General features: G+C 71.2%; 19 protein-coding genes and 1 riboswitch. Of the genes, 8 read left to right on the forward strand and 11 right to left on the reverse strand.

Annotated elements, in window-relative coordinates:
- Window positions 1-349: 349 nt before the first annotated feature.
- Window positions 350-1,441, forward strand: coding sequence for a septation protein SepH (sepH, locus tag ACNYS0_RS11745; RefSeq protein WP_422473040.1), 1,092 nt, complete (start codon window positions 350-352; stop codon window positions 1,439-1,441).
- A gap of 82 nt (window positions 1,442-1,523) precedes the next feature.
- Here sepH and ACNYS0_RS11750 read toward each other — a convergent pair whose 3' ends face one another.
- Complete coding sequence (locus ACNYS0_RS11750) at window positions 1,524-2,381, reverse strand: sulfurtransferase (RefSeq protein ID WP_422473042.1); 858 nt, start codon at window positions 2,379-2,381, stop codon at window positions 1,524-1,526.
- Between the two features lie 273 nt (window positions 2,382-2,654).
- Here ACNYS0_RS11750 and ACNYS0_RS11755 point away from each other — a divergent pair, with 273 nt between their 5' ends.
- Complete coding sequence (locus ACNYS0_RS11755; RefSeq protein ID WP_422473044.1) at window positions 2,655-3,431, forward strand: VOC family protein; 777 nt, start codon at window positions 2,655-2,657, stop codon at window positions 3,429-3,431.
- Between the two features lie 50 nt (window positions 3,432-3,481).
- Here the strand turns inward: ACNYS0_RS11755 and ACNYS0_RS11760 are convergent, their stop codons facing one another.
- The 4 genes from ACNYS0_RS11760 to ACNYS0_RS11775 form a co-directional block, all read right to left on the reverse strand.
- Entirely contained in the window at window positions 3,482-4,132 is a 651-nt protein-coding gene (locus ACNYS0_RS11760) for a thymidine kinase (RefSeq protein ID WP_422473046.1), read from the reverse strand.
- Window positions 4,133-4,193: 61 nt separating this feature from the next.
- A complete protein-coding gene (locus ACNYS0_RS11765) occupies window positions 4,194-5,381 on the reverse strand; it encodes an alkaline phosphatase family protein (protein WP_422473048.1) in 1,188 nt (395 codons plus the stop codon).
- On the reverse strand, window positions 5,378-5,968 hold the full coding sequence (locus ACNYS0_RS11770) for a DUF5998 family protein (RefSeq protein ID WP_385765818.1): 591 nt from the start codon (window positions 5,966-5,968) through the stop codon (window positions 5,378-5,380). Before ACNYS0_RS11770 ends, ACNYS0_RS11765 begins: the two co-directional genes overlap by 4 nt.
- A 90-nt stretch (window positions 5,969-6,058) precedes the next feature.
- The gene (locus ACNYS0_RS11775) at window positions 6,059-8,908 is read right to left on the reverse strand and encodes a bifunctional acetate--CoA ligase family protein/GNAT family N-acetyltransferase (RefSeq protein WP_422473050.1); all 2,850 of its coding nucleotides are present in this window, start codon (window positions 8,906-8,908) and stop codon (window positions 6,059-6,061) included.
- Window positions 8,909-9,096: 188 nt separating this feature from the next.
- Here ACNYS0_RS11775 and ACNYS0_RS11780 point away from each other — a divergent pair, with 188 nt between their 5' ends.
- Window positions 9,097-9,378 carry an HPr family phosphocarrier protein gene (locus ACNYS0_RS11780; protein ID WP_030021209.1) on the forward strand — a complete coding sequence of 94 codons (282 nt, stop codon included), beginning with the start codon at window positions 9,097-9,099 and terminating at the stop codon, window positions 9,376-9,378.
- Between the two features lie 206 nt (window positions 9,379-9,584).
- On the opposite strand, the gene ACNYS0_RS11785 is transcribed toward ACNYS0_RS11780, so the two are convergent.
- The 4 genes from ACNYS0_RS11785 to ACNYS0_RS11800 all read right to left on the reverse strand — a co-directional run bounded on the left by ACNYS0_RS11785 (window position 9,585) and on the right by ACNYS0_RS11800 (window position 14,438).
- Complete coding sequence (locus tag ACNYS0_RS11785) at window positions 9,585-10,271, reverse strand: GntR family transcriptional regulator (RefSeq protein WP_422410605.1); 687 nt, start codon at window positions 10,269-10,271, stop codon at window positions 9,585-9,587.
- Between the two features lie 220 nt (window positions 10,272-10,491).
- Entirely contained in the window at window positions 10,492-11,292 is an 801-nt protein-coding gene (locus ACNYS0_RS11790) for a M23 family metallopeptidase (protein ID WP_422473052.1), read from the reverse strand.
- 13 nt (window positions 11,293-11,305) lie between these two features.
- Window positions 11,306-11,468, reverse strand: a riboswitch (cyclic di-AMP (ydaO/yuaA leader).
- Between the two features lie 241 nt (window positions 11,469-11,709).
- A complete protein-coding gene (locus ACNYS0_RS11795; protein WP_422482596.1) occupies window positions 11,710-13,077 on the reverse strand; it encodes a M16 family metallopeptidase in 1,368 nt (455 codons plus the stop codon).
- Window positions 13,078-13,094: 17 nt separating this feature from the next.
- Window positions 13,095-14,438 (reverse strand): M16 family metallopeptidase, encoded by a 1,344-nt coding sequence (locus ACNYS0_RS11800; protein ID WP_385765954.1) that lies wholly within the window; start codon window positions 14,436-14,438, stop codon window positions 13,095-13,097.
- A 295-nt stretch (window positions 14,439-14,733) separates the two neighbouring features.
- Between ACNYS0_RS11800 and ACNYS0_RS11805 the strand changes: the two genes are divergently transcribed.
- On the forward strand, window positions 14,734-17,190 hold the full coding sequence (locus ACNYS0_RS11805) for a DNA gyrase/topoisomerase IV subunit A (RefSeq protein ID WP_422473054.1): 2,457 nt from the start codon (window positions 14,734-14,736) through the stop codon (window positions 17,188-17,190).
- Here the strand turns inward: ACNYS0_RS11805 and ACNYS0_RS11810 are convergent.
- Window positions 17,187-18,278 (reverse strand): CobW family GTP-binding protein, encoded by a 1,092-nt coding sequence (locus tag ACNYS0_RS11810; RefSeq protein ID WP_422473056.1) that lies wholly within the window; start codon window positions 18,276-18,278, stop codon window positions 17,187-17,189. The two genes, ACNYS0_RS11805 and ACNYS0_RS11810, sit on opposite strands and share 4 nt — an antisense overlap.
- A gap of 344 nt (window positions 18,279-18,622) precedes the next feature.
- Here ACNYS0_RS11810 and ACNYS0_RS11815 point away from each other — a divergent pair, with 344 nt between their 5' ends.
- Both ACNYS0_RS11815 and ACNYS0_RS11820 read left to right on the forward strand, forming a co-directional pair.
- Complete coding sequence (locus ACNYS0_RS11815; protein ID WP_422473058.1) at window positions 18,623-19,153, forward strand: DUF6082 family protein; 531 nt, start codon at window positions 18,623-18,625, stop codon at window positions 19,151-19,153.
- Window positions 19,154-19,297: 144 nt separating this feature from the next.
- Window positions 19,298-19,534 (forward strand): hypothetical protein, encoded by a 237-nt coding sequence (locus tag ACNYS0_RS11820; RefSeq protein ID WP_422473059.1) that lies wholly within the window; start codon window positions 19,298-19,300, stop codon window positions 19,532-19,534.
- A gap of 310 nt (window positions 19,535-19,844) precedes the next feature.
- On the opposite strand, the gene ACNYS0_RS11825 is transcribed toward ACNYS0_RS11820, so the two are convergent.
- Window positions 19,845-21,041: a citrate synthase/methylcitrate synthase gene (locus ACNYS0_RS11825; RefSeq protein WP_422473061.1), complete on the reverse strand. Its 1,197-nt coding sequence runs from the start codon at window positions 21,039-21,041 to the stop codon at window positions 19,845-19,847.
- A gap of 97 nt (window positions 21,042-21,138) precedes the next feature.
- Here ACNYS0_RS11825 and ACNYS0_RS11830 point away from each other — a divergent pair, with 97 nt between their 5' ends.
- Together ACNYS0_RS11830 and ACNYS0_RS11835 are read left to right on the forward strand one after the other, a co-directional pair.
- The gene (locus ACNYS0_RS11830) at window positions 21,139-22,407 is read left to right on the forward strand and encodes a citrate synthase family protein (RefSeq protein ID WP_422473063.1); all 1,269 of its coding nucleotides are present in this window, start codon (window positions 21,139-21,141) and stop codon (window positions 22,405-22,407) included.
- Window positions 22,408-22,434: 27 nt separating this feature from the next.
- On the forward strand, window positions 22,435-23,391 hold the full coding sequence (locus tag ACNYS0_RS11835; RefSeq protein ID WP_422473065.1) for a sucrase ferredoxin: 957 nt from the start codon (window positions 22,435-22,437) through the stop codon (window positions 23,389-23,391).
- The last annotated feature ends 72 nt before the right edge of the window (window positions 23,392-23,463 follow it).

Genomic DNA, 23,463 nt, shown 5'->3' on the forward strand with positions numbered 1-23,463 from the left:
CGATCGGGAGCCCGCGGCCTCAACTCCCGCGCCCCGAGAGAACTTCGGTGGCGTGCCGATCCACGCAAGTGGCCCGAATGGAGTACTGTTGCGAGCCCTGGGTCCGGTCTCCCGCCAGGGTGCTCGGGTCCTGCCAGGACCGTGGGGAGGGGGTTCGCTGCACAGGGTGACGGAGTCCGTCACTTAGCGTTGCGAATAGGTAACCGTGCCATAACGGCGAACCCGGGCCCATGCCCGACACGCCGGGCAACTCGGCAAGGTTGTGGCAGGCTGCACCCGGGCAGGCCACACTCGACTAGCGGAAGCAGCGACGCACGTGACGTCGGCAGGCACCACCCGGGAGGTCCCCATGCCCGAACTGCGTGTCGTGGCCGTCTCTAACGACGGCACACGGCTGGTGCTGAAGGCTGCGGACAGCACGGAGTACACGCTGCCGATCGACGAGCGCCTCCGGGCCGCCGTACGTGGCGACCGTCCGCGCCTCGGCCAGATCGAGATCGAGGTGGAGAGCCACCTCCGCCCGCGCGACATTCAGGCGCGTATACGGGCAGGCGCGACCGCCGAGGAGGTCGCGCAGTTCGCCGGCATCCCGGTCGACCGGGTGCGCCGCTTCGAGGGCCCCGTGCTCGCGGAGCGCGCGTTCATGGCCGAGCGCGCCAGGAAGACTCCCGTGCGCCGCCCCGGCGAGAACGCGGGACCCCAGCTGGGCGAGGCGGTGCAGGAGCGCCTTCTGCTGCGCGGCGCCGACAAAGACACGGTCCAGTGGGACTCCTGGCGCCGGGACGACGGCACCTGGGAAGTCCTGCTCGTCTACCGGGTCGCGGGCGAACCGCACTCCGCGAGCTGGACGTACGACCCGCCCCGCAGGCTCGTTCAGGCCGTGGACGACGAGGCGCGCTCGCTGATCGGCGAGTCCGAGGACATCGGCACGCCCGAACCCACGTTCCCGTTCGTGCCGCGCATCGCCCGGCTGCCCCGGGACCGCCCCCTCGACCGCGCCCTGGACCGGCAGCTCGAGCGGCCCGCGCCGCCCGCGGAGCCGGAGCCCGAGGAAACGGAACTGCCGGCGATCGCCTCCTCGGCCCCGCCGGAGCGCGACTCGCTGACCAGCCTCCTGGAGGCCGTGCCGAGCTACCGCGGCGACCTCGCCGTGCCGGAGCGCCCCTCGGTGGCCCCCGAGCGTCCCGCCGTGGCTCCCGAGCCGCCGCAGGAGGAGCCCGAGTCACCCGCGGCCGAGGTGGAGGAGCCCGCGGCCTCCGCAGGGGCCGGATCGGCGTACGCGGACATCCTCATGCCGCGTGCCGTCGCCGGTCACCGCGACCGCCTCACCGGCACCACCGACCGCCAGGCGGAGGCCGACGGCGTCCGCCCCGGCCGCCGCGCCGCGGTGCCGAGTTGGGACGAGATCGTCTTCGGTACGCGCCGCAAGAAGCAGGAGTAGCCCACCTCTTGTACGGGGAAGGGGCCCGCGCCGTTCAGTCGGCGCGGGCCCCTTTCGCGTGCGGGCGGCTTCTGACGGCCTGTTACTGCGGGTCAGGACCCGTGGCCACCGGGCGCGCCTCGTCGGCCGACCACTGGGACCAGGAACCGACGTACAGCCGGGCATCGATGCCGGCCACGGCGAGCGCCAGGATCTCGTGCGCGGCCGAGACACCCGAGCCGCAGTAGACGCCCACCTGGCCCGGATCGCCGTTCGCGCCAAGGGACTTGAAGCGCTCCGCGAGTTCGGCGGCCGGGCGGAAGCGGCCGTCGTCGCCGACGTTCTCCGTGGTCGGGGCCGACACCGCGCCGGGGATGTGGCCGCCGACGCGGTCGATGGGCTCCACGTCGCCGCGGTAGCGCTCGGCGGCGCGGGCGTCCAGGAGCAGCCCCGAGCGGGCCAGCGCCGCGGCGGCATCCGCGTCGAGCAGCCCGGTGGCACCGGGTGCAGGCTCGAAGGTGCCCGGCTCCGGCGTCGGCGCCGCGGTCTCCAGGGGGCCGTCCCAGGCGGCGAGCCCGCCGTCGAGAACCCGCACGGACGGGTGACCCGTCCAGCGCAACAGCCACCAGGCGCGCGCCGCGGCCCAGCCCTGACCGCCGTCGTATACGACGACGTCGCGGTTGGCCGAGACGCCTGCGGCGCGCATCGCGGCGCCGAACACGGACAGTTCGGGCAGCGGGTGCCTGCCCTCGCCCGGGCCCGCGTGACCAGCGAGTTCCGTGTCGAGATCGACGTAGACAGCGCCCGGCAGATGACCTGCCGCGTACTCGGCACGGCCGTCGAAAGCGGGCGCTCCCGCGGTCTTGGCGATGCTGAGCTGCCAGCGGACGTCGAGCAGCACGGGCGCCCGGTCACCCGTCAACTCGCTCGCAAGTTCGGATGCGGAGATGATGGCATTCATGGGCCCATCCTTGCTCATGGTCTGGCCCGCGCGCTCACGGTCGTATAGCGTGCTCGATCGACTACCGAGCGTCTATTGACCGGACATGGCAGGGTCGTGGCGCCGAAACGTATGCGAAACACCGTTTCGGGCATCCTCGGCGTGGAGTCCGCCGGTTTCGGCGCGGCCGAAGAGCGTCGCGCGGCACCGAGTGCCACGATCGACACGGCGCCACTGACATGTGGGATCCCGAGCCGCGGGCCCCGAGGGTTCCGTTCCGAGGAGAGAGTGACGATGACCGAGGCAGCAGCCCGGCGCGCACCCGGCACCCCCTGCTGGGTGAGCCTGATGGTGCACGGCATGGCGGCGACCCAGGAGTTCTACGGGGCGCTGTTCGGCTGGGAGTTCAGGCCCGGCCCGCAACAGCTCGGCCCGTATGTGCGGGCGCTCCTGGACGGCAAGGAGGTCGCCGGGATCGGGCAGCTGCCGCCCGACCGCCAGCTGCCGATCGCCTGGACCCCCTACCTGGCCTCGGACGACGTGGACGCGACGGCCGAGACGGTGCGGCACTGCGGCGGCACGGTGGGCGTGGGCCCGCTGGATGCCGGGGAGGCCGGCCGGCTGGCGATCGGCTCCGACCCGTCGGGCGCGGTGTTCGGGATCTGGCAGGCCGCCGAGCACGCGGGCTCGGCGGTGACCGGGGTACCGGGCGCGATGGCGTGGAACGAGTTGGTGACACGGGAGACGGCGAGCGTCGCGAAGTTCTACCAGGCGGTCTTCGGATACACCGAAGAGGCCCTCGTCTCCGCCGACTTCGACTTCCTGACCCTGCACCTGGAGGGCCTGCCCGTGGCCTCCGTGCACGGCGCGGGCCACGCCCTGCCCCGCGACCGGGGCCCGCACTGGATGACGTACTTCAAGGTCGTGGACGTCGACGAGGCCGTGGAGCGGGTCGCCGACCTGGGCGGCCACGTGGTGTCCCCCGCCCGCGAGGGCTCGCACGGGCGGGTGGCCACGGTGGCGGATCCCGAGGGGGCGGAGTTCTCGGTGGTGGCGTCGCCGGCCGCGTAGCCGGGGCGGCTGCCGGGGCCGGCGCGTCGCGGGCCGGGCCCAGATTGCGCTCAGGCCGAGCCGACGGGCAGCACGTCCGGGGAGAGTGCCGCCGCGTGCGCCGTGGCGCTCGTCATGCGGCGCCGGTGATGTCGGCGGCACAGCACTTCGTAGCCGACCTCGTCCGGCACATGGTTCACGTCGCCGACGACGACCTGGGCGCCCTCGACGACCATCGCGCCGTTGACGGTGCGGGCGTTGTGCGTGGCGCGGGCGCCGCACCAGCACAGCGCCTCCACCTGCAACACCTCTACGCGGTCGGCGAGTTCGACCAGGCGCTGCGAGCCGGGGAACAGCTTGGACCGGAAGTCCGTGGTGATGCCGAAGGCGAAGACGTCGAGTTCCAGCTCGTCGACGACGCGGGCCAGCTGGTCGATCTGCCCGGGTGCCAGGAACTGCGCCTCGTCCGCGATCAGGTAGTCCACCCTGCCGCCGTGCGAGAGGTGCTCGACCACGTACGCGTAGACGTCCAGGTCGTCCGCGACCTCCACGGCGTCCGTGACCAGGCCGAGGCGGGAGGAGAGCTTGCCCTCCCCCGCCCGGTCGTCGCGGGTGAAGATGAGGCCCTGGAGGCCGCGCGCCGAGCGGTTGTGCTCGATCTGAAGAGCGAGGGTCGACTTCCCACAGTCCATCGTTCCGGAGAAGAACACCAGCTCGGGCATGGGGAGTTGAGCACCTTTCGGATCACGCGGGGTGGGGGCGGAGCGGGGCGGTCGGGAGGGGTCAGGACCGCACTTCCAGCAGCGGCACGAGCTGCTCCGCGGGGGTCATCGAGCCGTGGTTGCCGACCATCTGCGATTCCTTCGGCTCGTTCCGCGAGGCGATGAGGAGCACGTCGTCGCGGGCGGCGGCGATGACGTCGCCGAGCCGGTCGTACACCCGCTGGTCGACCTGGGGGCCGAACCAGCCGGCCGCGATCGCCTCGTCGCGCGAGGCGATCCAGAACTGCTCGCCGAGCACTTCGCGCCACACCGTGAGCACGTCGCCCGCCGCGCCCGGCACCGCGTACACATGGCGGGCCCGACCCTCGCCGCCCAACAAGGCGACGCCCGCGCCCAGTTCCCAGTCCTCGTCGAAGTCGATGCGGGACTGCTCGTCGAAGGCGATGTCGACCATGCCGTGGTCGGCGGTGACGTACAGGGCGCTGCGCGGCGGCAGTTGCTCGGCGAGACGCTGGGCGAGGCGGTCGACGTACATGAGCTGTCCGCGCCAGGCGTCGGAGTCGACGCCGAAGCGGTGCCCCTTGCCGTCGACCTCGCTGTAGTACGTGTAGACCAGCGACCGGTCCCCCGCGGCCAGCTGCTCGGCGGCCAGGTCCATGCGGTCCTCACCGGAGAGGCGCCCGTAGAACGAGCCGCCGCTGAGGGCGATCTTCGTGAGGGGCGTCGACTCGAAGTGCGGCGCGGACACCTGCGCCGTGCGCACGCCCGCCTCGTGGGCGCGCTGGAAGATCGTGGGATACGGCTGCCAGACCCGCGGCTTCGTCCACGGGTTCCAGCGGAGCTGGTTCATCAGCTCGCCGGTGTCCGGGTTGCGCACGGTGTAGCCGGGCAGGCCGTGCGCGCCGGGCGGCAGGCCGGTGCCGACGGAGGCGAGGGACGTCGCGGTCGTCGCCGGGTAGCCCGCGGTGATCGGGCGGCCGGTGCCGCCGCGCGAGGACGATATGAGCGAGCTGAGGAACGGGGCCTCGTCCGGGTGCGCCCTCAGCTGCTCCCAGCCCAGGCCGTCGATGAGGAACACGCAGGCGCGGTCGACCGGTTGCAGCTCGGGGATTCCGGCGGTGCAGCCGGGCACGCCCAGGTGGGAACCGAGGGTGGGCAGCAGATCGGCGAGGGATCCGGTGCCGTACGCCGGGACGGGAGCGGAGTGGACGGGCAGCGGCTCTACGTCGTCCCAGGCGGCCTGCGTCATCGACGGCCCGCGTCCGCGATGGCCTCGGAGAGGGACTGGGAGAAGGCGAGGGCCTGGCGCACGGTCTCCGGGCCGTCCCCGGCCTCGCTGACGCGCAGGCTCAGGTCGTCCGCCGTCGTGCTGCCCGTGTATCCGTGGTCCGCCTCGCAGTTGGGGTCGCCGCAGGTCGCGGGCTCCAGGTCGATGCGGGAGACGGCGCCCCAGCCGATGGTGAGGACGACCTCGCGGGGCAGCGACCCCGGGACGTACTTCTCGGGATTGGCGACGACGCGGCTGAGCACGACCGACGAGATCCGGCCGATCTGCACGGACTCCGTCGACGTCGTCGCGTACGACGTCGGGGACGTGCTGTCGGCCGCCTGCTCGTCGGTGTGGCTGACGATGAAACGGCTGTCGGTCAGGACCAGGACGGTGACATGACGACGGACCTCGTTCGCATCGAACGTGGTCTCCTGGTGCACCAGATACGACGAGATCGGCTCGCCGCCGACCGCGGCCTCCACCGCCTCGGCCACGAGCGCCGGGTAGTAGCCGCTGCGCTCGATCGCCGTGCGGAGCCCTTGGGTCGTCGTACTGGTCTTGGCCATGGGGTCCATCCTAAGGCCCGAAAAGAGACTGCCGGTGCCCCTGTGGATAACTCTCCGTGAGGGCTCCGTACGGGGTGGTCACGAGGTGGTTCAGTACGCGGCGGGCAGGGTGCGCGGGCCCGATTCGTCACGGCCGTCGCGGGCGGGCGGCGGCGCGAGCCGGACGGAGGCGCCGAGGACGGTCAGCCCACGCTCCGCCACGACGACGGGTTCGAGGGCGACGCCGACGACCTCGGGGTGGTCGTCGACCAGGCGCGACACCCGCTGCAACAGCTCTTCGAGCGCGGGCGTGTCCACGGGGGCGGCGCCGCGCCAGCCGAACAGGATCGGGGACGTCTTGATGGACCGCACGATCGCCTGCGCGTCCTTGTCGGTCACCGGGATCAGCCGGTGCGCGGTGTCACCGAGCAGCTCGGACGCGGCTCCGGCGAGCCCGAAGGAGAGCACGGCGCCCGCGGCCGGGTCGATGACGGCGCGTACGACGGTGTCGACTCCGCGCGGCGCCATCGACTGCACGACCGGCCGCAGCTCGGCGGGCTTGCCGAGGCGCCGGGTCAGGTCTTCGTAGGCGCGCCGCAGCTCGCCCTCGCCGGACAGGTCCAGGCGTACGCCGCCGAGATCGGGGCGGTGCCGCAGATGCGGCGCGGTCGTCTTCAGGGCCACGGGGTAGCCGAGCGTCTGTGCCGCCTGCGCTGCCTCGTCAGGACCTGGCGCGGGCAGTGTGCTGCGCACCTCGATGCCGTAGTGGGACAGCAGGGCGCGGGCGTCCTCGGGGGCGAGGTCGGCGCCGCGCGGGTCGCCCTCCTTGGCGAGCAGTTCCGTGATGAGCTCGGCGGCCCCCTGCTCGTCGACGGCGTCGTACTCGGGCACCTTGCCGGGCGCGGCGGCGTCGCGTCGCCACTGGGCGTACTTGGCCACCTGGGAGAGCGCGCGGACGGCGCGCTCGGCGGCCGGGTAGGCGGGGATGAGGCGGGGGGTGAGCTCCGCTTCGGCGGGAGGCCGCGCGTCCTCGGAGGCCGTCTCGGGGGTGGTGCGCTGCGGTGGCGTGTCGGGCGCGTTGGGGCCCGTGCTGGCCGCGGCGGAGAGCGCCTCCGCGAGGCCGCCCAGTTCGACATGGACGACCAGCACCGGCTTCGTGGGCCCTGTGGCGGCGGCCGCGCTCAGGGCGGCGGCGAGTTCCGCGTCCTCCGAGGGGCCCTCCCCCACGGCGGGTATGGCGGTGACCACGACGGCGTCGGTCTTCTCGTCGGCCAGGGCCTGCTCGAGCGCGGCCCGGAAGTCGGCGGCGGACGCGGCCGTCGTCAGGTCCAGCGGCGGCTTGGGCCGCAGCCCTTCGGAGAGGCATACGTCGTACGTGAGGAGGCCGAGCGACTCCGAGTTGCCGAGGATGGCGACGCGCGGTCCCTCGGGCAACGGCTGGCGGGCCAACAGGAGGCCGGTGTCCACGAGTTCGGTGATCGTGTCGACCCGGATGACCCCGGCCTGGCGCAGCAGCGCGGAGACGGTGGCGTACGGGAGGCGGGTGGCGCGCACCGCGTGGCCCGTGGGCGCGATGCCGCTGTGCCGGGCTCCCTGCACGACCACCAGGGGCTTGGCGGCGGCGGTGCGGCGGGCGAGCCGGGTGAACTTGCGGGGGTTGCCGATCGATTCGAGGTACATGAGGGCGACGTCGGTGTCCGCGTCGTCGTACCAGTACTGAAGGACGTCGTTCCCCGAGACGTCCGCGCGGTTGCCCGCGGAGACGAACGTGGAGACGCCGCTGGCGCCGGTGACTCCCCCGCCCCTGCGGTGCAGGCGGGACAGGAGGGCGATGCCGATGGCGCCGGACTGGGCGAACAGGCCGATGCGCCCGGCGCGCGGCATCTCGGGGGCGAGCGAGGCGTTGAGCCGCACCTCCGGTGACGTGTTGATGACCCCGAAGGCGTTCGGCCCGACGATGCGCATCCCGTAGCTGCGGGCCTGGCGGACCAGGGCGCGCTGGCGCTCGCGGCCCTCGTCCCCGCTCTCGGCGTAACCGGCGGAGACCACGACGAGTCCCTGCACGCCGCGCTCTCCGCACTCGGCGACGACCGCGGGGACGTCGGGGGCGGGTACGGCGACGACGGCCAGGTCGACGGGTTCGGCGGGGTCGATGTCGCGTACGGAGCGGTGGGCGGGCACGCCGTCGATCTCGGTGACCTCGTCACCGAACGCCTGGTTCACCGCGTACAGGCGTCCGGTGAACCCCGCGTCCTTCAGGTTGTCGAGAACGCTGCGGCCCACTCCTCCGGCCGCACGGCCCACGCCGATCACGGCGACGGAGCCGGGCGCGAGCAGGCGCTGCACCGAGCGGGCCTCGGCGCGCTGCTCGCGCGCGTGCTGCACCGCGAGCGAGGCCTCCGTGGGCTCGATGTCGAACTCCAGGCGGACGACACCGTCCTCGAAGCTGCGCTTCTGCGTGTATCCGGCATCCCGGAACACCTTGATCATCTTGCTGTTGGCGGGCAGCACCTCGGCGGCGAAACGGCGGATGCCGCGCTCCCGGGCGACGGCCGCGATGTGCTCCAGGAGGGCGGAGGCGACGCCGCGGCCCTGGTGGGCGTCCTGCACGAGGAAGGCGACCTCCGCCTCGTCGGCGGGGGCGGTCGCCGGCATGCCGTGCGCGTTGATCCGGTCGTAGCGCACCGTGGCGATGAACTCGCCGCCGATCGTGACCGCGAGGCCGACCCGGTCCACGTAGTCGTGGTGGGTGAAGCGGTGCACGTCCTTGGCGGACAGCCGGGGGTAGGGCGCGAAGAAGCGGTAGTACTTCGACTCGTCCGAGACCTGCTCGTAGAAGCTGGTCAGGTGCTCGGCGTCGGCGGTGGTGATGGGCCTGATCCGCGCGGTGCCGCCGTCGCGCAGCACGATGTCGGCCTCCCAGTGGGCGGGGTACGCATGCTGGTCCGACGGGGTCTCCATGCCGCAAGCGTAGGGCCGGGCACCGACATATGACGGTCGACCGTACGGGTCGCGGCCGACGCGTACGGAAGGCACCCTATGGAGGACCGAAGGACCGTGCCGGTGAGGACCTGGGTCCGCGTCACGCACGCCTCCCGGTATGGAACACTGGTCTAGACAACCGTGAGACACCTGAAGGGCAGCATCACATGGCTGAGCGCCGCGTCAACGTCGGCTGGGCCGAGGGCCTCCACGCCCGCCCCGCTTCCATCTTCGTCCGCGCTGCCACGGCGGCCGGCGTTCCCGTGACGATCGCCAAGGCCGACGGCAACCCCGTCAACGCCGCCTCCATGCTGGCCGTGCTCGGCCTGGGCGCGCAGGGCGGCGAGGAGATCGTGCTGGCCTCCGACGCCGAAGGTGCGGACGCCGCGCTCGACCGTCTGGCGAAGCTGGTCGCCGAGGGGCTCGAGGAGCTTCCCGAGACCGTCTGAGACAAAGACGAAAAGCAGTACGTCTGAGCCGCGTGCCCCTCTTCGGGGCGCGCGGCTTTTTCGTTCACCATTGCGGCGCTGAATCGCGGCGCGAATGGGGCGACGAAGAACAGGCTGGAGCGGGCAGAAATAGGCAGCGGAAATTGCGCCGCACCTCGTTCAACCCATTCTTCGAATAGCGCACTTCTTTGTATACGGCGGTGTTGTTAAACCTGACGCCCCACCGTGTTGACTGCATGTTGCGAAGTCCTCACACGCTCGCCCGCGCGGGGGACGCGCAGCCTGTGGGCCGCCGTCGCGCGCTCCGCGTGCAGGGCGGCCAGGGCGCGCGCACGCTCCGCGTCGCCGCGCGCCACGGCATCGACGATGGCGCCGTGCTCGGCCCAGGACTCGGCCGGCCGGGCGGGGCTCTCCACGGCGTACATCCAGGCGATCTTGTGGCGGAGCTGGGTGAGCAGGGTGATCAGCCCTGGGCTGCCGGAGGCCTGCACGAGCGTCTCGTGGAACCAGTTGCCGAGGGAGCGCAGATCCTCGCTCTGCCCCTGCCTGGAGCGCTCCTGGCCCAGCCTGACCAGGCCACGCAGGACCTTGAGGTGGGCCTCGGTGCGGCGCTGCGCGGCGCGGGCGGCCCCCATGGGTTCGAGCAGCATGCGGATCTCCAGGAGGTCGGCCGCCTCCCGCTCGGTGGGTTCGGCCACGCACGCGCCCGCGTGCCTGCGCGTGACGACGAACCCCTCCGCCTCCAGGGTGCGCAGCGCCTCCCTGACGGGCACGCGCGAGACCCCGTAGCGACGCGCGAGCAGTTCCTCGGTGAGCCTGCCGCCGCGCTCGTAGACGCCGGCGACGATGTCGTCGCGGATCGCTGTGCATACCGACTGCGCGGGAATGCGCATGACTCGACCTCCGCCTCAACGCCCGCGTTACGCGGTCGATTGACGCCCGGTCAAGCACGAATGACGCGCGGCCGGAACGTTTACCCGAAGACTCTATTCCACCGGAGTTGAATTTCCGACGCGGGAAGTGAATCCGGGGATATTTTTTGGACAGTGCGGACCCGCGCACGCGAAAGCCCCGGCTCGGCGAGCCGGGGCTTTCGTGGAGTGTGGCGACGGATCAGACGTTCACACCGTGCTGGCGCAGGTACGCGACGGGGTCGATGTCCGAGCCGTAGTCGGGGCCGGTGCGGGCCTCGAAGTGGAGGTGCGGGCCCGTGGTGTTGCCGGTGGCCCCGGAGAGGCCGATCTGCTGGCCGGGGGTGACGTCCTGGCCGACGGAGACGCCGATGGAGGACATGTGACCGTACTGGGTGTACGTGCCGTCCTTCATCTTGATCACGACGTTGTTGCCGTACGCCCCGCCCCAGCCGGCCTCGACGACGGTTCCCATGCCGACCGCGTGCACCGAAGTGCCGCTGGAGGCGTGGAAGTCGATGCCGGTGTGGCTGCCGGAGGACCACAGGCCACTGCCGGCCTGGTAGGCGGTGGAGACGTACGAGCCGGCGATCGGCGACACGAAGCTGTTCAGGCGCTTGCGCTCGGCCTCACGGGCGGCGCGCTCCTTGGCCTCGCGCTCCTTCTCGGCCTTCTCCGCGGCACGCTTCTTGGCCTCCGCCTCGGCCTTGCGCTTGGCCTCCTCGGCCTTCTTCTTGGCCTCGGCCTCGGCCTTCGCCTTGGCGGCGGCCTTCTGCTGCGCGGTGGCCTGCGCGTCGATCTGCTCGGCCAGGGAGTCGCCGATGGCGACGGCCTGCGTGAGGCCGTCGTGCGGGGCTGTCGCGGTGTCGGCGGCGAGGGCGGGGGCGGCGAGACCGCCCACCACGCCCGTCGTGGTGATGGCGGCGACGCCCGCGACCTGAGCGGTGGTACGCGTCAGGCGGCTGGGACGGCGGTGCTTCCCGGTGGCACGGGTGAACCCCATGAAGTGGCTGGTCCTTTCCTTCCTTCTCGCCTACCGGGTTAGCTGACGGGTTCGGAGCAGGAAGGTCTCCTACAGGCCCCCTCCCCTCGCGGGAAGAGCGCCCGATTCACCCCAGGGACTTCGGTGGGTCCCCGGCTCCCCTGGCTCGCACCACGGGGACTCGGCGATGACTGTCCGGTGTCGCGGGCGCGACGTACGTCTGGCGGACAGCCGGAGGGAACGCTAAGCGGGGCGTCTTTGGATCGACAAACAGAACCCCGCTTTTGTAGTGCACGCCACAGGGCAGAGAGGCAACCTCTACATCAATTCGGACATTTGTGATCGTGTAGTGATTGAAGATGATCGTGACGGACGCCACGAAGCCCCGGCCGCCGATACCGGCGCCGGGGCTTCGTGAGTGTTCCTCGGGAAGCGGACTCAGCCCGCGACCACCGTGACTTCGCCGATGCCGAGCGCCTTGACCGGCTCCTCGATCTGCGCGGCGTCGCCCACCAGGATCGTCACCAGACGGTCCGCGGGGAACGCGCTCACGACCGCGGCGGTGGCCTCCACGGTGCCCGTGGCGGCCAGCTGGCGGTACACCTGCGCCTGGAAGTCGTCCGGCAGATGCTGCTCGACCTGGTCGGCGAGGGTGCTCGCGACGGCCGCCGCGGTCTCGAACTTCAGCGGGGCCACGCCCACCAAGTTCTGTACGGCGGTGTCCCGTTCGGCGTCCGTCAGTCCTCCGGCCGCCAGCGTGCGCAGCACCTTCCACAGGTCGTCGAGCGCGGGACCGGTGTTCGGCGTGTCCACCGAGCCGCTGATGGCGAGCATCGCCGCACCGCTGCCGTCGGGCGCGGAGCGCAGCACCTGGGCGAAGGAACGCACCCCGTAGGTGTAGCCCTTCTCCTCGCGCAGGACGCGGTCCAGGCGCGAGGTGAGGGTGCCGCCCAGGCAGTACGTGCCGAGGACCTGAGCAGGCCACACACGGTCGTGCTTGTCCGGTCCGATCCGGCCGATCAGCAACTGCGTCTGCACGGCTCCCGGGCGGTCCACGATGACCACACGGCCGGTGTCGTCGGCGACGACCGGCGGCACGGGGCGCGGCTCGGCGGTGTCGCCCGTCCAGGCACCGAGCGTGTCGGCGAGGAGCGCGTCGAGGTCGATGCCCGTCAGGTCGCCCACGACGACGGCCGTGGCGGTGGCGGGGCGCACGTGGCGGTCGTAGAAGGCGCGCACGGCCGCCGCGTCGATGGCCGAGACGGTCTCCTCGGTGCCCTGGCGCGGGCGCGACACGCGCGCGTCGGCCGGGAAGAGCTGCTTGGAGAGCTCCTTGGCGGCGCGCCGGGCCGGGTTGGCGCTCTCGTGCGGGATCTCGTCCAGGCGGTTGCGGACGAGGCGCTCGATCTCGCTGTCGTCGAAGGCGGGGGCGCGCAGGGCGTCGGCCAGGAGGGCGAGGCCCTTGGAGAGGCGCGAGGCCGGCACTTCGAGGGAGGCACGGACACCGGGGTGGTCGGCGTGCGCGTCCATCGTGGCGCCGCAGCGCTCCAGCTCGGCGGCGAACTCCTCGGCGGAGTGCTTGTCGGTGCCCTCGTTGAAGGCCCGCGCCATGATGGTCGAGACGCCGTCGAGCCCCTTCGGTTCGGCGTCCAGCGGCGCGTCCAGGTGCACCTCGACGGCGATGACCTGCTGGCCGGGCCGGTGGCAGCGCAGCACCGTCAGGCCGTTGGGCAGCGCGCCGCGCTCCGGGGCCGGGAACGCCCACGGCTTGGGCTCGCCCGCCTGCGGCCGGGGGTGGAAGTCCATGTTCGCGAGCTGCTCGGTCACTGGCCCGCCTCCTCGGTGATCTCGGCGGTCTCGGTGTCGGCGGGCGCGGTCGGCTCGTACACGAGGGACGCGCGGTTGTCGGGACGCAGGCGCGCCTTGGCGATCTCCTGGACCTCCTCGGCGGTCACGTCCAGGACGCGCCCCACGGCGGTCAGGGCGAGCTGCGGGTCGCCGAACAGGACGGCGTACCGGCACAGCTCGTCGGCGCGCCCCGAGACCGTGCCCAGGCGGTCCAGCCACTCGCGCTCCAACTGGGCCTGGGCCCGCTCCATTTCCTCGGGGCTCGGGCCCTCCTCGGCGAACCGGGCGAGTTCCTCGTCGACGGCGGCCTCGATGACCGGCACCTCGACGTCTCCGGAGGTCTTCACGTCCAGCCAGCCCAGCGAGGGCGCTCCGGCGAGGCGCAGCAGACCGAAACCGGCCGCCACGGCGGTGCGGTCACGGCGTACGAGCCGGTTGTACAGGCGCGAGGACTCGCCGCCGCCGAGGACGGTGAGGGCGAGGTCGGCGGCGTCGCACGCACGCGTGCCGTCCTGCGGCAGCCGGTAGGCCGACATCAGGGCGCGCGCCGGGACCTCCTCCTCGACGACCTCGCGCTGCTGCTCGCCGATGACCTCCGGGAGCGCGCCGTCGCGCGGGGCGGGCTTGCCGTCGTGGCCGGGGATGGAGCCGAAGTACTTCTCGACCCAGGCCAGCGTCTGCTCGGGGTCGATGTCGCCGACGATCGACAGCACCGCGTTGTTGGGCGCGTAGTAGGTGCGGAAGAAGTTCCGCGCGTCTTCGAGGGTGGCCGCGTCCAGGTCGGCCATGGAGCCGATGGGCGTGTGGTGGTACGGGTGCCCCTCGGGGTACATGAGGGCGGTCAGCTTCTCGAACGCCGTGCCGTAGGGCACGTTGTCGTAACGCTGGCGGCGCTCGTTCTTCACGACGTCCCGCTGGTTCTCCATCGACTCGTCGTCGAGGGCCGTCAGGAGCGAGCCCATGCGGTCGGCCTCCAGCCACAGCGCGAGCTCCAGCTGGTGGGCGGGCATGGTCTCGAAATAGTTGGTGCGCTCGAAGCTCGTCGTACCGTTGAGCGAGCCGCCCGCGCCCTGGACGAACTCGAAGTGCCCGTTGCCGTGCACCTGCTTCGAGCCTTGGAACATCAGGTGCTCGAAGAGGTGAGCCAGGCCCGTGCGGCCCTTGACCTCGTGGCGCGAGCCGACGTCGTACCAGAGGCAGACCGCCGCGACCGGGGTCAGATGATCCTCGGAGAGCACCACGCGCAGGCCGTTGGCCAGCCGGTGCTCGGTCGCTGTCAGGCCGCCGGAGCCGGCCTCGGCGGTGGCCGTGTGACCCATGGGCATGTACGTCCCTTCGATCGCGGTGCAACGCGAATACGCGGTGAGCTCTGGAACCGCGGCAGGTCCTGGAACACTGAACTGCTGCGAGTGCTGCCACTGTATGCAAGCGTGCTGGCACCTGGCGAAGTTCCCGCCGGTGCTACGCCGTGAGCGAGCAGACGGCCCTCCCGGGGCCGCGCGACACCCGGTACTGAAGGGCCGCGAGCGGCGTTGTCAGTGCGGCGGTCCACAATGGTCCGCGACAGTTCCCGTTCATGTAACCGTTCTTGTAGGTGAAGGAGCCGCAGCCGCGATGGCCCGCCGCAGCACGAAGACCCCGCCGCCCGACGACTTCGAGGAGAAGATCCTCGACGTCGACGTGGTCGACGAAATGCAGGGCTCCTACCTGGAGTACGCGTACTCGGTCATCTACTCACGCGCCCTGCCCGACGCCCGCGACGGGATGAAGCCCGTCCACCGTCGGATCGTCTACCAGATGAACGAGATGGGCCTGCGCCCCGAGCGCGGCTTCGTGAAGTGCGCCCGCGTCGTCGGCGAGGTCATGGGTAAGTTGCACCCCCATGGCGACTCGTCGATCTACGACGCACTGGTGCGCCTCGCCCAGCCGTTCTCCATGCGCGTCCCCCTGGTGGACGGGCACGGGAACTTCGGCTCCCTGGGCAATGACGACCGCCCGGCCGCCATGCGGTACACCGAGTGCCGGATGGACGCCGCCGCGTCCCTCATGACGGAGTCGATCGAAGAGAACACCGTCGACTTCGTCTCGAACTACGACGGCCAGGAGCAGGAACCGCTCGTCCTCCCGGCGGCGTACCCGAACCTGCTGGTGAACGGCGCGTCGGGCATCGCGGTCGGCATGGCGACGAACATGGCGCCGCACAACCTGGGTGAAGTGATCGCCGCCGCGCGGCACTTGATCCGGCACCCGGGCGCCGACCTCGACACGCTCATGAAGTACGTGCCGGGGCCCGACCTGCCGACGGGCGGCCGGATCGTCGGCCTGTCCGGCATCAGGGACGCGTACGAGACGGGCCGCGGCACGTTCAAGATCCGTTCGACGGTCTCCGTGGAGAACGTGACGGCGCGCCGCAAGGGCCTCGTCGTCACCGAGCTGCCCTTCGCGGTCGGCCCCGAGAAGGTCATCTCGAAGATCAAGGAACTGGTCGGTTCCAAGAAGCTCCAGGGCATCGCCGACGTCAAGGACCTCACGGACCGCGAGCACGGCCTGCGCCTGGTCATCGAGATCAAGAACGGCTTCGTGCCGGAGGCCGTCCTGGAGCAGCTCTACAAGCTGACGGCCATGGAGGAGTCCTTCGGCATCAACAACGTGGCCCTGGTGGACGGCCAGCCGCTCACCCTCGGCCTCAAGGAACTCCTCGAGGTCTACCTGGACCACCGCTTCGACGTGGTCCGCCGCCGCAGCGAGTTCCGCCGCAGCAAGAAGCAGGACCGGCTCCACCTGGTGGAGGGCCTCCTCGTCGCCCTGGTGGACATCGACGAGGTCATCCGCATCATCCGCTCCAGCGACAACAGCGCGCAGGCCAAGGAGCGCCTGATCGAGCGCTTCTCGCTGAGCGAGATCCAGACGCAGTACATCCTGGACACGCCGCTGCGCCGCCTCACCAAGTTCGACCGCATCGAGCTGGACGCGGAGCGCGACAAGCTCAACGGCGAGATCGACGAGCTGACCGGCATCCTCGAGTCCGACTCCGAGCTGCGCAAGCTGGTCTCCTCCGAACTGGCCGCCGTGGCGAAGAAGTTCGGCGACGACCGGCGCACGGTGCTCCTGGAGTCGGCGGGCGCCCCGGTGTCGGCGGTTCCGCTCCAGGTCGCCGACGACCCGTGCCGCGTGCTGCTCTCCTCGACCGGCCTCCTGGCCCGTACGGCGAACGGCGATCCCTTCACCGAAGGCGAAGACACCAAGCGCACGAAGCACGACGTGATCGTCTCCTCGGTCCCCGCGACGGCGCGCGGCGAGATCGGCGTCGTCACGTCCGAAGGTCGCCTGCTGCGCCTGAACGTGGTCGACCTGCCACAGCTGCCGGACTCGGCCTCCGCGCCGAACCTCTCCGGAGGCGCCCCGGTCACCGAGTTCCTCTCCTCCCTGGGGGCGGACGAGTCGGTGGTGTGCCTCATGACCCTGGACGAGTCCTCGCCGGGCCTGGCGATCGGCACGGAACAGGGCATCGTGAAGCGCGTGGTGCCCGACTATCCGTCCCACAAGGAGGAGCTGGAGGTCATCACCCTCAAGGACGGCGACCGCATCGTCGGCGCCGCGGAGCTGCGCACCGGCGAGGAGGACCTGGTCTTCATCACGGACGACGCCCAGCTGCTGCGCTTCCAGGCCTCCATCGTGCGCCCGCAGGGCCGGGCGGCGGGCGGCATGTCCGGCGTGAAGCTCGCGACGGGCGCGAAGGTCATCTCGTTCACGGCGGTCGACCCGGCGGTCGACGCGGTGGTGTTCACCGTGGCCGGCTCGCGCGGCACGCTGGACGACTCGGTGCAGACGACGGCCAAGCTCACGCCGTTCGACCAGTATCCGAGGAAGGGGCGTGCCACCGGCGGCGTCCGCTGCCAGCGCTTCCTGAAGGGCGAGGACTGCCTGAGCCTGGCCTGGGCGGGCCCGGCACCCGCGCGTGCGGCGCAGAAGAACGGCACACCGGCCGAGCTGCCCGAGATGGACCCGCGCCGTGACGGCTCGGGCGTGTCGCTGCCGAAGACGGTGGCGTCGACGGCGGGACCGGTCTAGAGCACGTAGTCCGCGACTTCCTCCGCTTCGCCCTTGTCCTGGACGTAGCGGAGGACGCCCCACATGCCCTGTTCGTCGGCGGCGTGTGGGGCGTCGCTCGTGGCGGCATCGAGCTGTTCGCGGAGGACGGTCGTGTCGATGCCGGATCCGATCAGAACGAGCTGGGTGAGGCGCTCCTCGCCGCTCGGCCACGGCTCCGGGTAGAACCTCAGGAAGCGCCCCACGGCGTGCACGGCGTACCGGTTGCCCGTGTCGCCCGCGCCGAAGTCGACATATCCCTTGATGCGGTAGAGCCCCTCGGGCCTGCTGTCGAGGAACGCGATCAGCCGCCGGGGGTCCATGGGCACGTCGGAGGTGAACGAGACGCTGTCGTAGGCGGCGTGCAGATGCCCGTCGTGCGCCGCGTGGTCGTCCTGGTCGCCGTGCCGGTGCAGATCGTCGAAGGACAACTGCCCGATCCGCTCCTCCGTGGGGCGGCAGTCGAAGAGCAGCGCCGGGTCGATGCGCCCGTACGACGCGGACACCACGGCGGCCCGGCCGGCCGCGGCCCGCACGGCGCCGAGGACCCGCTCACGCTCGTCCGGGCCGACACGGTCGCCCTTGTTCACCACGACGAGGTCCGCGATCCCCAGGTGCCGGTCCACCTCGGGGTGCTTCTCGCGGGTGGCGTCGAACTCGGCGGTGTCGACGACCTCGATCAGCCCTCCGTACACGATGCGCGGGTTGTCACTGGCCAGCACCATGCGCACGAGCTCTTGAGGCTCCGCGATACCGCTCGCCTCGATCACGATGACATCAATGGCGTGCACGTCATTGACGGGCCGGGTCAACTTGTCCAGATACACATCAAGTTCACTGGCGTCGACGGCGCAGCACAAACACCCATTGCCGAGCGAGACGGTCGAGTCGCCCAACTGCCCGGCGACGGCCATGGCATCGATCTCGATCGACCCGAAGTCGTTGACGATCGCCCCGATCCGGGTGCCCCCGCTGCGGTGCAGCAGATGATTGAGCAAGGTGGTCTTCCCCGACCCCAGAAAGCCGGCGAGGACGACGACGGGGATCTGCTGCGGGCTGGCCTTGCTCAACGCGACCTCTCTCACACCGAATCGCACGCCGCGGCGTGCGCGGCGGCGCACGCCGGTTCAGGGTCCGGCTCTCCTACGAAGAAATGAATGCCGACCCAGGATACGAGCGGGTGGAAAGCCTGCGAAGTGAACGATTGCTAACGGCGCCCGCTGGGCACACGTTGGACATGGCGCCGGTTTTCGCGAACTGAGCATCCACCCGTGCGCCTCCTCTCCGCCTCCCGCCGATCAGAGCCGCTCGGCATCCTGGGAGTTGGCAAGCGCGCCGCCCACCGCCGCCGGTTTCCGTCCCCGTCGCCCCGCATCCGACGACCGGCGCACGGTCGCCTGAATCGGGGGTTGACATGGCCACACAGAGTCAAGGGATATGCCGGACGGTAGTCGCCGCTGCCGTCGGCGGGCTCGCGGGTGGCACCGCGACGCATTTGTGGCACCGCTTCGGCCCGGGCACGAAGTGGGCCTCGGAAGAACGCCGCCGCCTGGCCCGCGCACATCAGCAGCGCATGCACTGGGAGTTGCTGAGCAAGGCCATCGACGATCCCGACCTCGCGGTCGTGATCGACAACTACGGCCTGGACCTCACTCCGCAGAAGCGGCGTCAATACATGTACGCCAACCTCTGGTACATCAACGCCTTTCACCTCTACGAAGCCGGCCTGCTGGACCTGAGGGAACTCTTCGGCCACTTGCGCGAGCTGTTCCAGAGCCCGCTCATCTGCGAGTACTGGGAAGCCACCCGGCCGCACCGCGCCGCCCTGGACCCGACCTCCACGGAAGCAGAGATCGGGAGGATGGCCGAGGAGCTCTTCCAGGAGATGGCAGCGGCCTCGGACACGGAGGAGTGGTGGGTGGTGGGCGAGCCGCCTTCGGATTGACGCACCTGCCGGAGCGAGGTTCCCCCGTAGCGGTGAAGTTGGCCGACAACTCCCGCTACTGGAAGGCGGATCGGTATCCTTACGCCTGAATCGGCGCACTACTGTGACGGCGTCACGTCACTCCTCGAGAAGGAACCGGTTCCCGTGAAGATCGTACGCCGCATCGGAGTACCGCCCAGCGCCCGCGGCAGTGCCTCCGGCGCCACTTGCCCCGATGTCTTCGAACTCAGCGATGGGAACTTCGCCGTGATCGGCACGGAGGCCACCGCGGAGCTGCGGAGCGAACTCCCCTCGGACGCCGGGGTCGCCGACTACGAACGCATCGTCATCGTGAACCGGGAGACGCTGGTGCGCGCCAAGGAAGACATCCCGGACAGCTGATGGCAACCGCCCTGTCGACACCCCGTGCTCCCGGATGTCGAGGTTCACAGTGCCCCCGATAGCCATGGCTTTGTCCGACGTCAACGAAACCTTGACGGCCGTGGGCGGCTTCGCGGCCGGCGTTGCAGCACTCATCGTCGCGTTGGACGCACGGCGCCGCAGACGCTCAGGCAGCGGCGACCGCGCCTCAGCGTCGGGCCCTGACGGCCCTCTGTCCAACGGCCAAGAGCCCGACGCATGAGAGTGGCCCACGCACCACATCAGCACATGGGGCCCGACAGCAGCCACCTGTCGGGCCCTGCCCATGCCGTCACCCGACGGTCGGTACCGCCACCGGCGCCCCCACCCCCACATACCGCGCCGCCGGGCGGATGATCTTTGAGTCCTCCGACTGTTCGAGGATGTTGGCGGTCCAGCCGACAGCCCGCGCCGCCGCGAACGTCGGCGTGAACATGGTGCGCGGCAGCCCGCACAGCTCCATGACCACGCCCGCGTAGAACTCCACGTTCGTGTGCAGTTCACGCCCCGGCTTCAGCTCCGCGAGGATCGCCTCCACCTGGCGCTCGACCTGGACCGCGAAATCCACCAGCGGACCGCCGAACCGCTCCGCGATACCGCGCAGCATGCGCGAACGCGGGTCCTCCGTGCGGTAGACGGGGTGACCGAACCCCATGATCCGCTCCCCCGCGAGCACCCGCTCCCGGATCCAGGCGTCGATGCGGTCCGGCGTGCCGATCGCGTCCAGGGTGTCGAGCGCCCGGCTGGGAGCTCCTCCGTGCAGCGGGCCTGACAGCGCCCCCACCGCCCCGACCAGGGACGCCGCGACGTCGGCCCCGGTCGACGCGATGACACGGCCCGTGAACGTTGACGCATTGAATCCGTGGTCAATGGTCGAGATCAGGTATTGCTCGATGGCCCGTGCACGCGCGGGGTCAGGCTCCGAACCCGTCAACATGTACAGGTAGTTGGCCGCATACGAGAGATCCTCCCGCGGCTCCACGGGCTCCAGCCCCTCACCGAGCCGGTGCAGCGCAGTGAGCATCGTCGGGACCACGGCCGTCGCCGCGACGGCGTCCGCACGCCGCCGATCCCGGTCGATGTCGTACACGGGCCGGAATCCACGGGACGCACCGAACAACGAGAGCGCCGTACGCAACCCGGCGAGCGGCCCGGAGACCGCACCCGCCCGGGCGATCGCCGGCAGCGCGGCCCGCACGTCCTGCGGCAGCCCGCGCTGCCCAGCGGTCTCGCGCGCGAAGGCCGCCGACCGCTCGGCGTCGGGCAGTTCGCCGTGGAGCATCAGATGCCACACGTCCTCGAACCCACGGGTCTCCGCGAGCTCGACGGCGGAGTACTGGCGGTAGTGGTAGAAGCCCTCGCGCCCCCTGACGTCCCCGAGTTCGGTGTCGGTGACGACGACACCGGCGAGCCCGCGCGGTACGTCGACGCCCGTGGCGGCTGTGGCGGCCGTGGCGGCCGCGGCAGACATGGTCCCGTTGATCGGCATGTTTCCTCCCTGGACTTGATCCGACTGTCCATGCTTGACTCAACAACTGTCAATATTGATTGAATCAATGTATGGCGATCCGGATACGGTGACGCGCATGAGGGATCAAGAACCTGCACCGACGCAGCAGGCCCGCCGCCTGACCACCAAGGAGACCGCCGAGCTGCTCGGCGTGAAGCCCGAGACGGTCTACGCGTACGTGAGCCGCGGACAGCTCACCAGCAGGCGCGGAGAGAGCACGCGCGGCAGCACCTTCGACGCCGCCGAGGTCGAGGCCCTCGCCCGCCGCAACAGGCGGGAGACCACGAGCGGTTCGGGCACCGGCGAGCTGTCGGTACGCACACGGCTCACCCTCATCGACGACGACCGGTACTTCTTCCGGGGGGTCGACGCGGTACGGCTCGCGACCCATCACTCGTACGAGGAGGTCGCGGAGTGGCTGTGGACGGGCACGCTGCGCCCCGGCATCCGGTTCACGGCGCCCAAGGAGTCGCTCGCCGCGGCCCGCAAGGCCATGGCCGCCCTCCCCGAACTCAGCAGCCCCATCGACCGGTTGCGGGTGGCGGCCGTCGCCGCGGCGACGGCGGACCCGCTGCGCTACGACCTGTCCGAGGACTCCGTGCTCGGCGCCGCCCGTTCCCTCATCCCCACCCTCGCGGCCGCGCTGCCCCTCGTACGGACGACGTACGTGGACGGCGCGCCGATCGCCCAGCGGCTGTGGGGGCGGCTGACCTACCGGGAGCCCGACGAGGCGTCACTGCGCGTCCTGGACATGGCACTTGCCCTGCTGGTCGATCACGACCTGGCGGCCTCGACGCTCGCCGTGCGCGTCGCGGCGTCCGCGCGGGCGCACACCTACGCCGCCGTCTCGGCGGGCCTGGGCGTCCTGGAGGGGCCGCTGCACGGAGCGGCGAGCGGCATGGCCCACCGGATGCTCCTTGACGTCCTCGACCGGGGCAGCGCAGGCGCCGTGGTCGCCGACGAACTGCGCTCGGGCCGCCGCGTGCCCGGGCTCGGCCACCGTCTCTACCAGGGTGAGGACCCGCGCGCGCAGGCACTGTTCGGGGCCCTCGAGGAGCTGCCCAAGGCGCAGCCCGCCCTGATGGCCGCCCGCGACGTCGTGGCGACCACCGCGCGCCATACGGACCTGCACGCCAATGTGGACCTGGCCCTCGCCGTCTTCACCGCCTCGTTCGGGATGCCGGCGGAGGCAGGCGAGACGATCTTCGCCGTCGCACGCACGGCGGGCTGGATCGCACACGCCCTGGAGGAGTACGGAGAACGCCCACTCCGCATGCGGCCGACGGGACACTACGTAGGTCTGCGTCCACCTCAGCCCCTGCCGTCGGCTTCCGCGGCCAAGTGACCGGGCGGGCGGGTTAGGGTCGCCGCTGTGAACACGTGCACGACCGCCTCGCGGGATCTTGAGGAGCCTCTGGCCGGGACGGCGGCCACCGCGCGCACCTGGCTGCTGATCGAACAGCCGGGGCCGTGGGGCGCGAAGGCCCTGGTCTCCAGCCATCTCGATCCCGAGGTGGGCCGCGCTCTGGAGTCGGCGGCCGACGGCACCGGCGTGCGCGTCGCCCTCATCCGCCGTCCGGGCCGGCACGCGGATTACCACGCCGCGGAGCGCCACCAGGTGTATGTGGCCCACACAGTCCCGGGAAACACCTGGCTGCGCAGCACCACCGTCGCGACTCCTGAAGAGCTGCTACGGCTCGATTTCGCCGCCTTGGGAGCAGGCCGGCACGGGGGCTTCGGCGCACCCCACGAAGGCGGGCCCCTCGCCCTCGTCTGCACGAACGGCAAACGCGACCGGTGCTGCGCGCTTCTAGGAAGGCCTCTGGCCTCCGAACTCGCCTCCTCCGAAGGAGAGGGCGTCTGGGAGGTCACACACCTGGGCGGCCACCGCTTCTCCCCCACCCTCCTTGTGCTGCCCTACGGCTATGCCTACGGGAGGTCATCGGCGGCCGACGTCATGGAGACCCTCGATGCGGTGCGCTCGGACCGGATCGTGCTCCATGGCTGCCGTGGCAGTTCCGCCTGGGACCGTCCGGGGCAGGCCGCCGAGCTCGCCGTGCGCCGGACGACCGCCGAGTACCGTGCCGGTGTCCTGAGCGTCGTACACACTGCATCGGTGGATCGACCAACCGATCCACCTGCTGATGCACCCATGTACAACGCGTACTGGGACGTCACGGTGGACCATGTGGACGGCCGTTGCTGGACGGTCGTGGTCGCCCGCGGTGCCTCGCTCCCGGCCCGTCCCGAGAGTTGCGGAGCCGCGCTCGGGTCGCCGGCGCGTATGGATGTCGTCGCTGTGCGTGAGGCTGCCGTCCAACGCGGATGACCTGGGTGCTCCCGGACGGGAGCGGCGGGGAGATCCGCGCCACAAGGCCTTCGACCAGGGCCGACGGGCCCG

The organism is Streptomyces anthophorae, assembly GCF_049310305.1.
Taxonomy (GTDB): Bacteria; Actinomycetota; Actinomycetes; order Streptomycetales; family Streptomycetaceae; genus Streptomyces.

What these genes read in the sequence shown, in the direction of transcription:
- sepH (WP_422473040.1), top strand. Translation starts at nt 350, where the DNA reads ATGCCCGAACTGCGTGTCGTGGCCGTCTCTAACGACGGCACACGGCTG.
- ACNYS0_RS11750 (WP_422473042.1), bottom strand. Translation starts at nt 2,381, where the DNA reads ATGAATGCCATCATCTCCGCATCCGAACTTGCGAGCGAGTTGACGGGT.
- ACNYS0_RS11755 (WP_422473044.1), top strand. Translation starts at nt 2,655, where the DNA reads ATGACCGAGGCAGCAGCCCGGCGCGCACCCGGCACCCCCTGCTGGGTG.
- ACNYS0_RS11760 (WP_422473046.1), bottom strand. Translation starts at nt 4,132, where the DNA reads ATGCCCGAGCTGGTGTTCTTCTCCGGAACGATGGACTGTGGGAAGTCG.
- ACNYS0_RS11765 (WP_422473048.1), bottom strand. Translation starts at nt 5,381, where the DNA reads ATGACGCAGGCCGCCTGGGACGACGTAGAGCCGCTGCCCGTCCACTCC.
- ACNYS0_RS11770 (WP_385765818.1), bottom strand. Translation starts at nt 5,968, where the DNA reads ATGGCCAAGACCAGTACGACGACCCAAGGGCTCCGCACGGCGATCGAG.
- ACNYS0_RS11775 (WP_422473050.1), bottom strand. Translation starts at nt 8,908, where the DNA reads ATGGAGACCCCGTCGGACCAGCATGCGTACCCCGCCCACTGGGAGGCC.
- ACNYS0_RS11780 (WP_030021209.1), top strand. Translation starts at nt 9,097, where the DNA reads ATGGCTGAGCGCCGCGTCAACGTCGGCTGGGCCGAGGGCCTCCACGCC.
- ACNYS0_RS11785 (WP_422410605.1), bottom strand. Translation starts at nt 10,271, where the DNA reads ATGCGCATTCCCGCGCAGTCGGTATGCACAGCGATCCGCGACGACATC.
- ACNYS0_RS11790 (WP_422473052.1), bottom strand. Translation starts at nt 11,292, where the DNA reads ATGGGGTTCACCCGTGCCACCGGGAAGCACCGCCGTCCCAGCCGCCTG.
- ACNYS0_RS11795 (WP_422482596.1), bottom strand. Translation starts at nt 13,077, where the DNA reads ATGGACTTCCACCCCCGGCCGCAGGCGGGCGAGCCCAAGCCGTGGGCG.
- ACNYS0_RS11800 (WP_385765954.1), bottom strand. Translation starts at nt 14,438, where the DNA reads ATGGGTCACACGGCCACCGCCGAGGCCGGCTCCGGCGGCCTGACAGCG.
- ACNYS0_RS11805 (WP_422473054.1), top strand. Translation starts at nt 14,734, where the DNA reads ATGGCCCGCCGCAGCACGAAGACCCCGCCGCCCGACGACTTCGAGGAG.
- ACNYS0_RS11815 (WP_422473058.1), top strand. Translation starts at nt 18,623, where the DNA reads ATGGCCACACAGAGTCAAGGGATATGCCGGACGGTAGTCGCCGCTGCC.
- ACNYS0_RS11825 (WP_422473061.1), bottom strand. Translation starts at nt 21,041, where the DNA reads ATGCCGATCAACGGGACCATGTCTGCCGCGGCCGCCACGGCCGCCACA.
- ACNYS0_RS11830 (WP_422473063.1), top strand. Translation starts at nt 21,139, where the DNA reads ATGAGGGATCAAGAACCTGCACCGACGCAGCAGGCCCGCCGCCTGACC.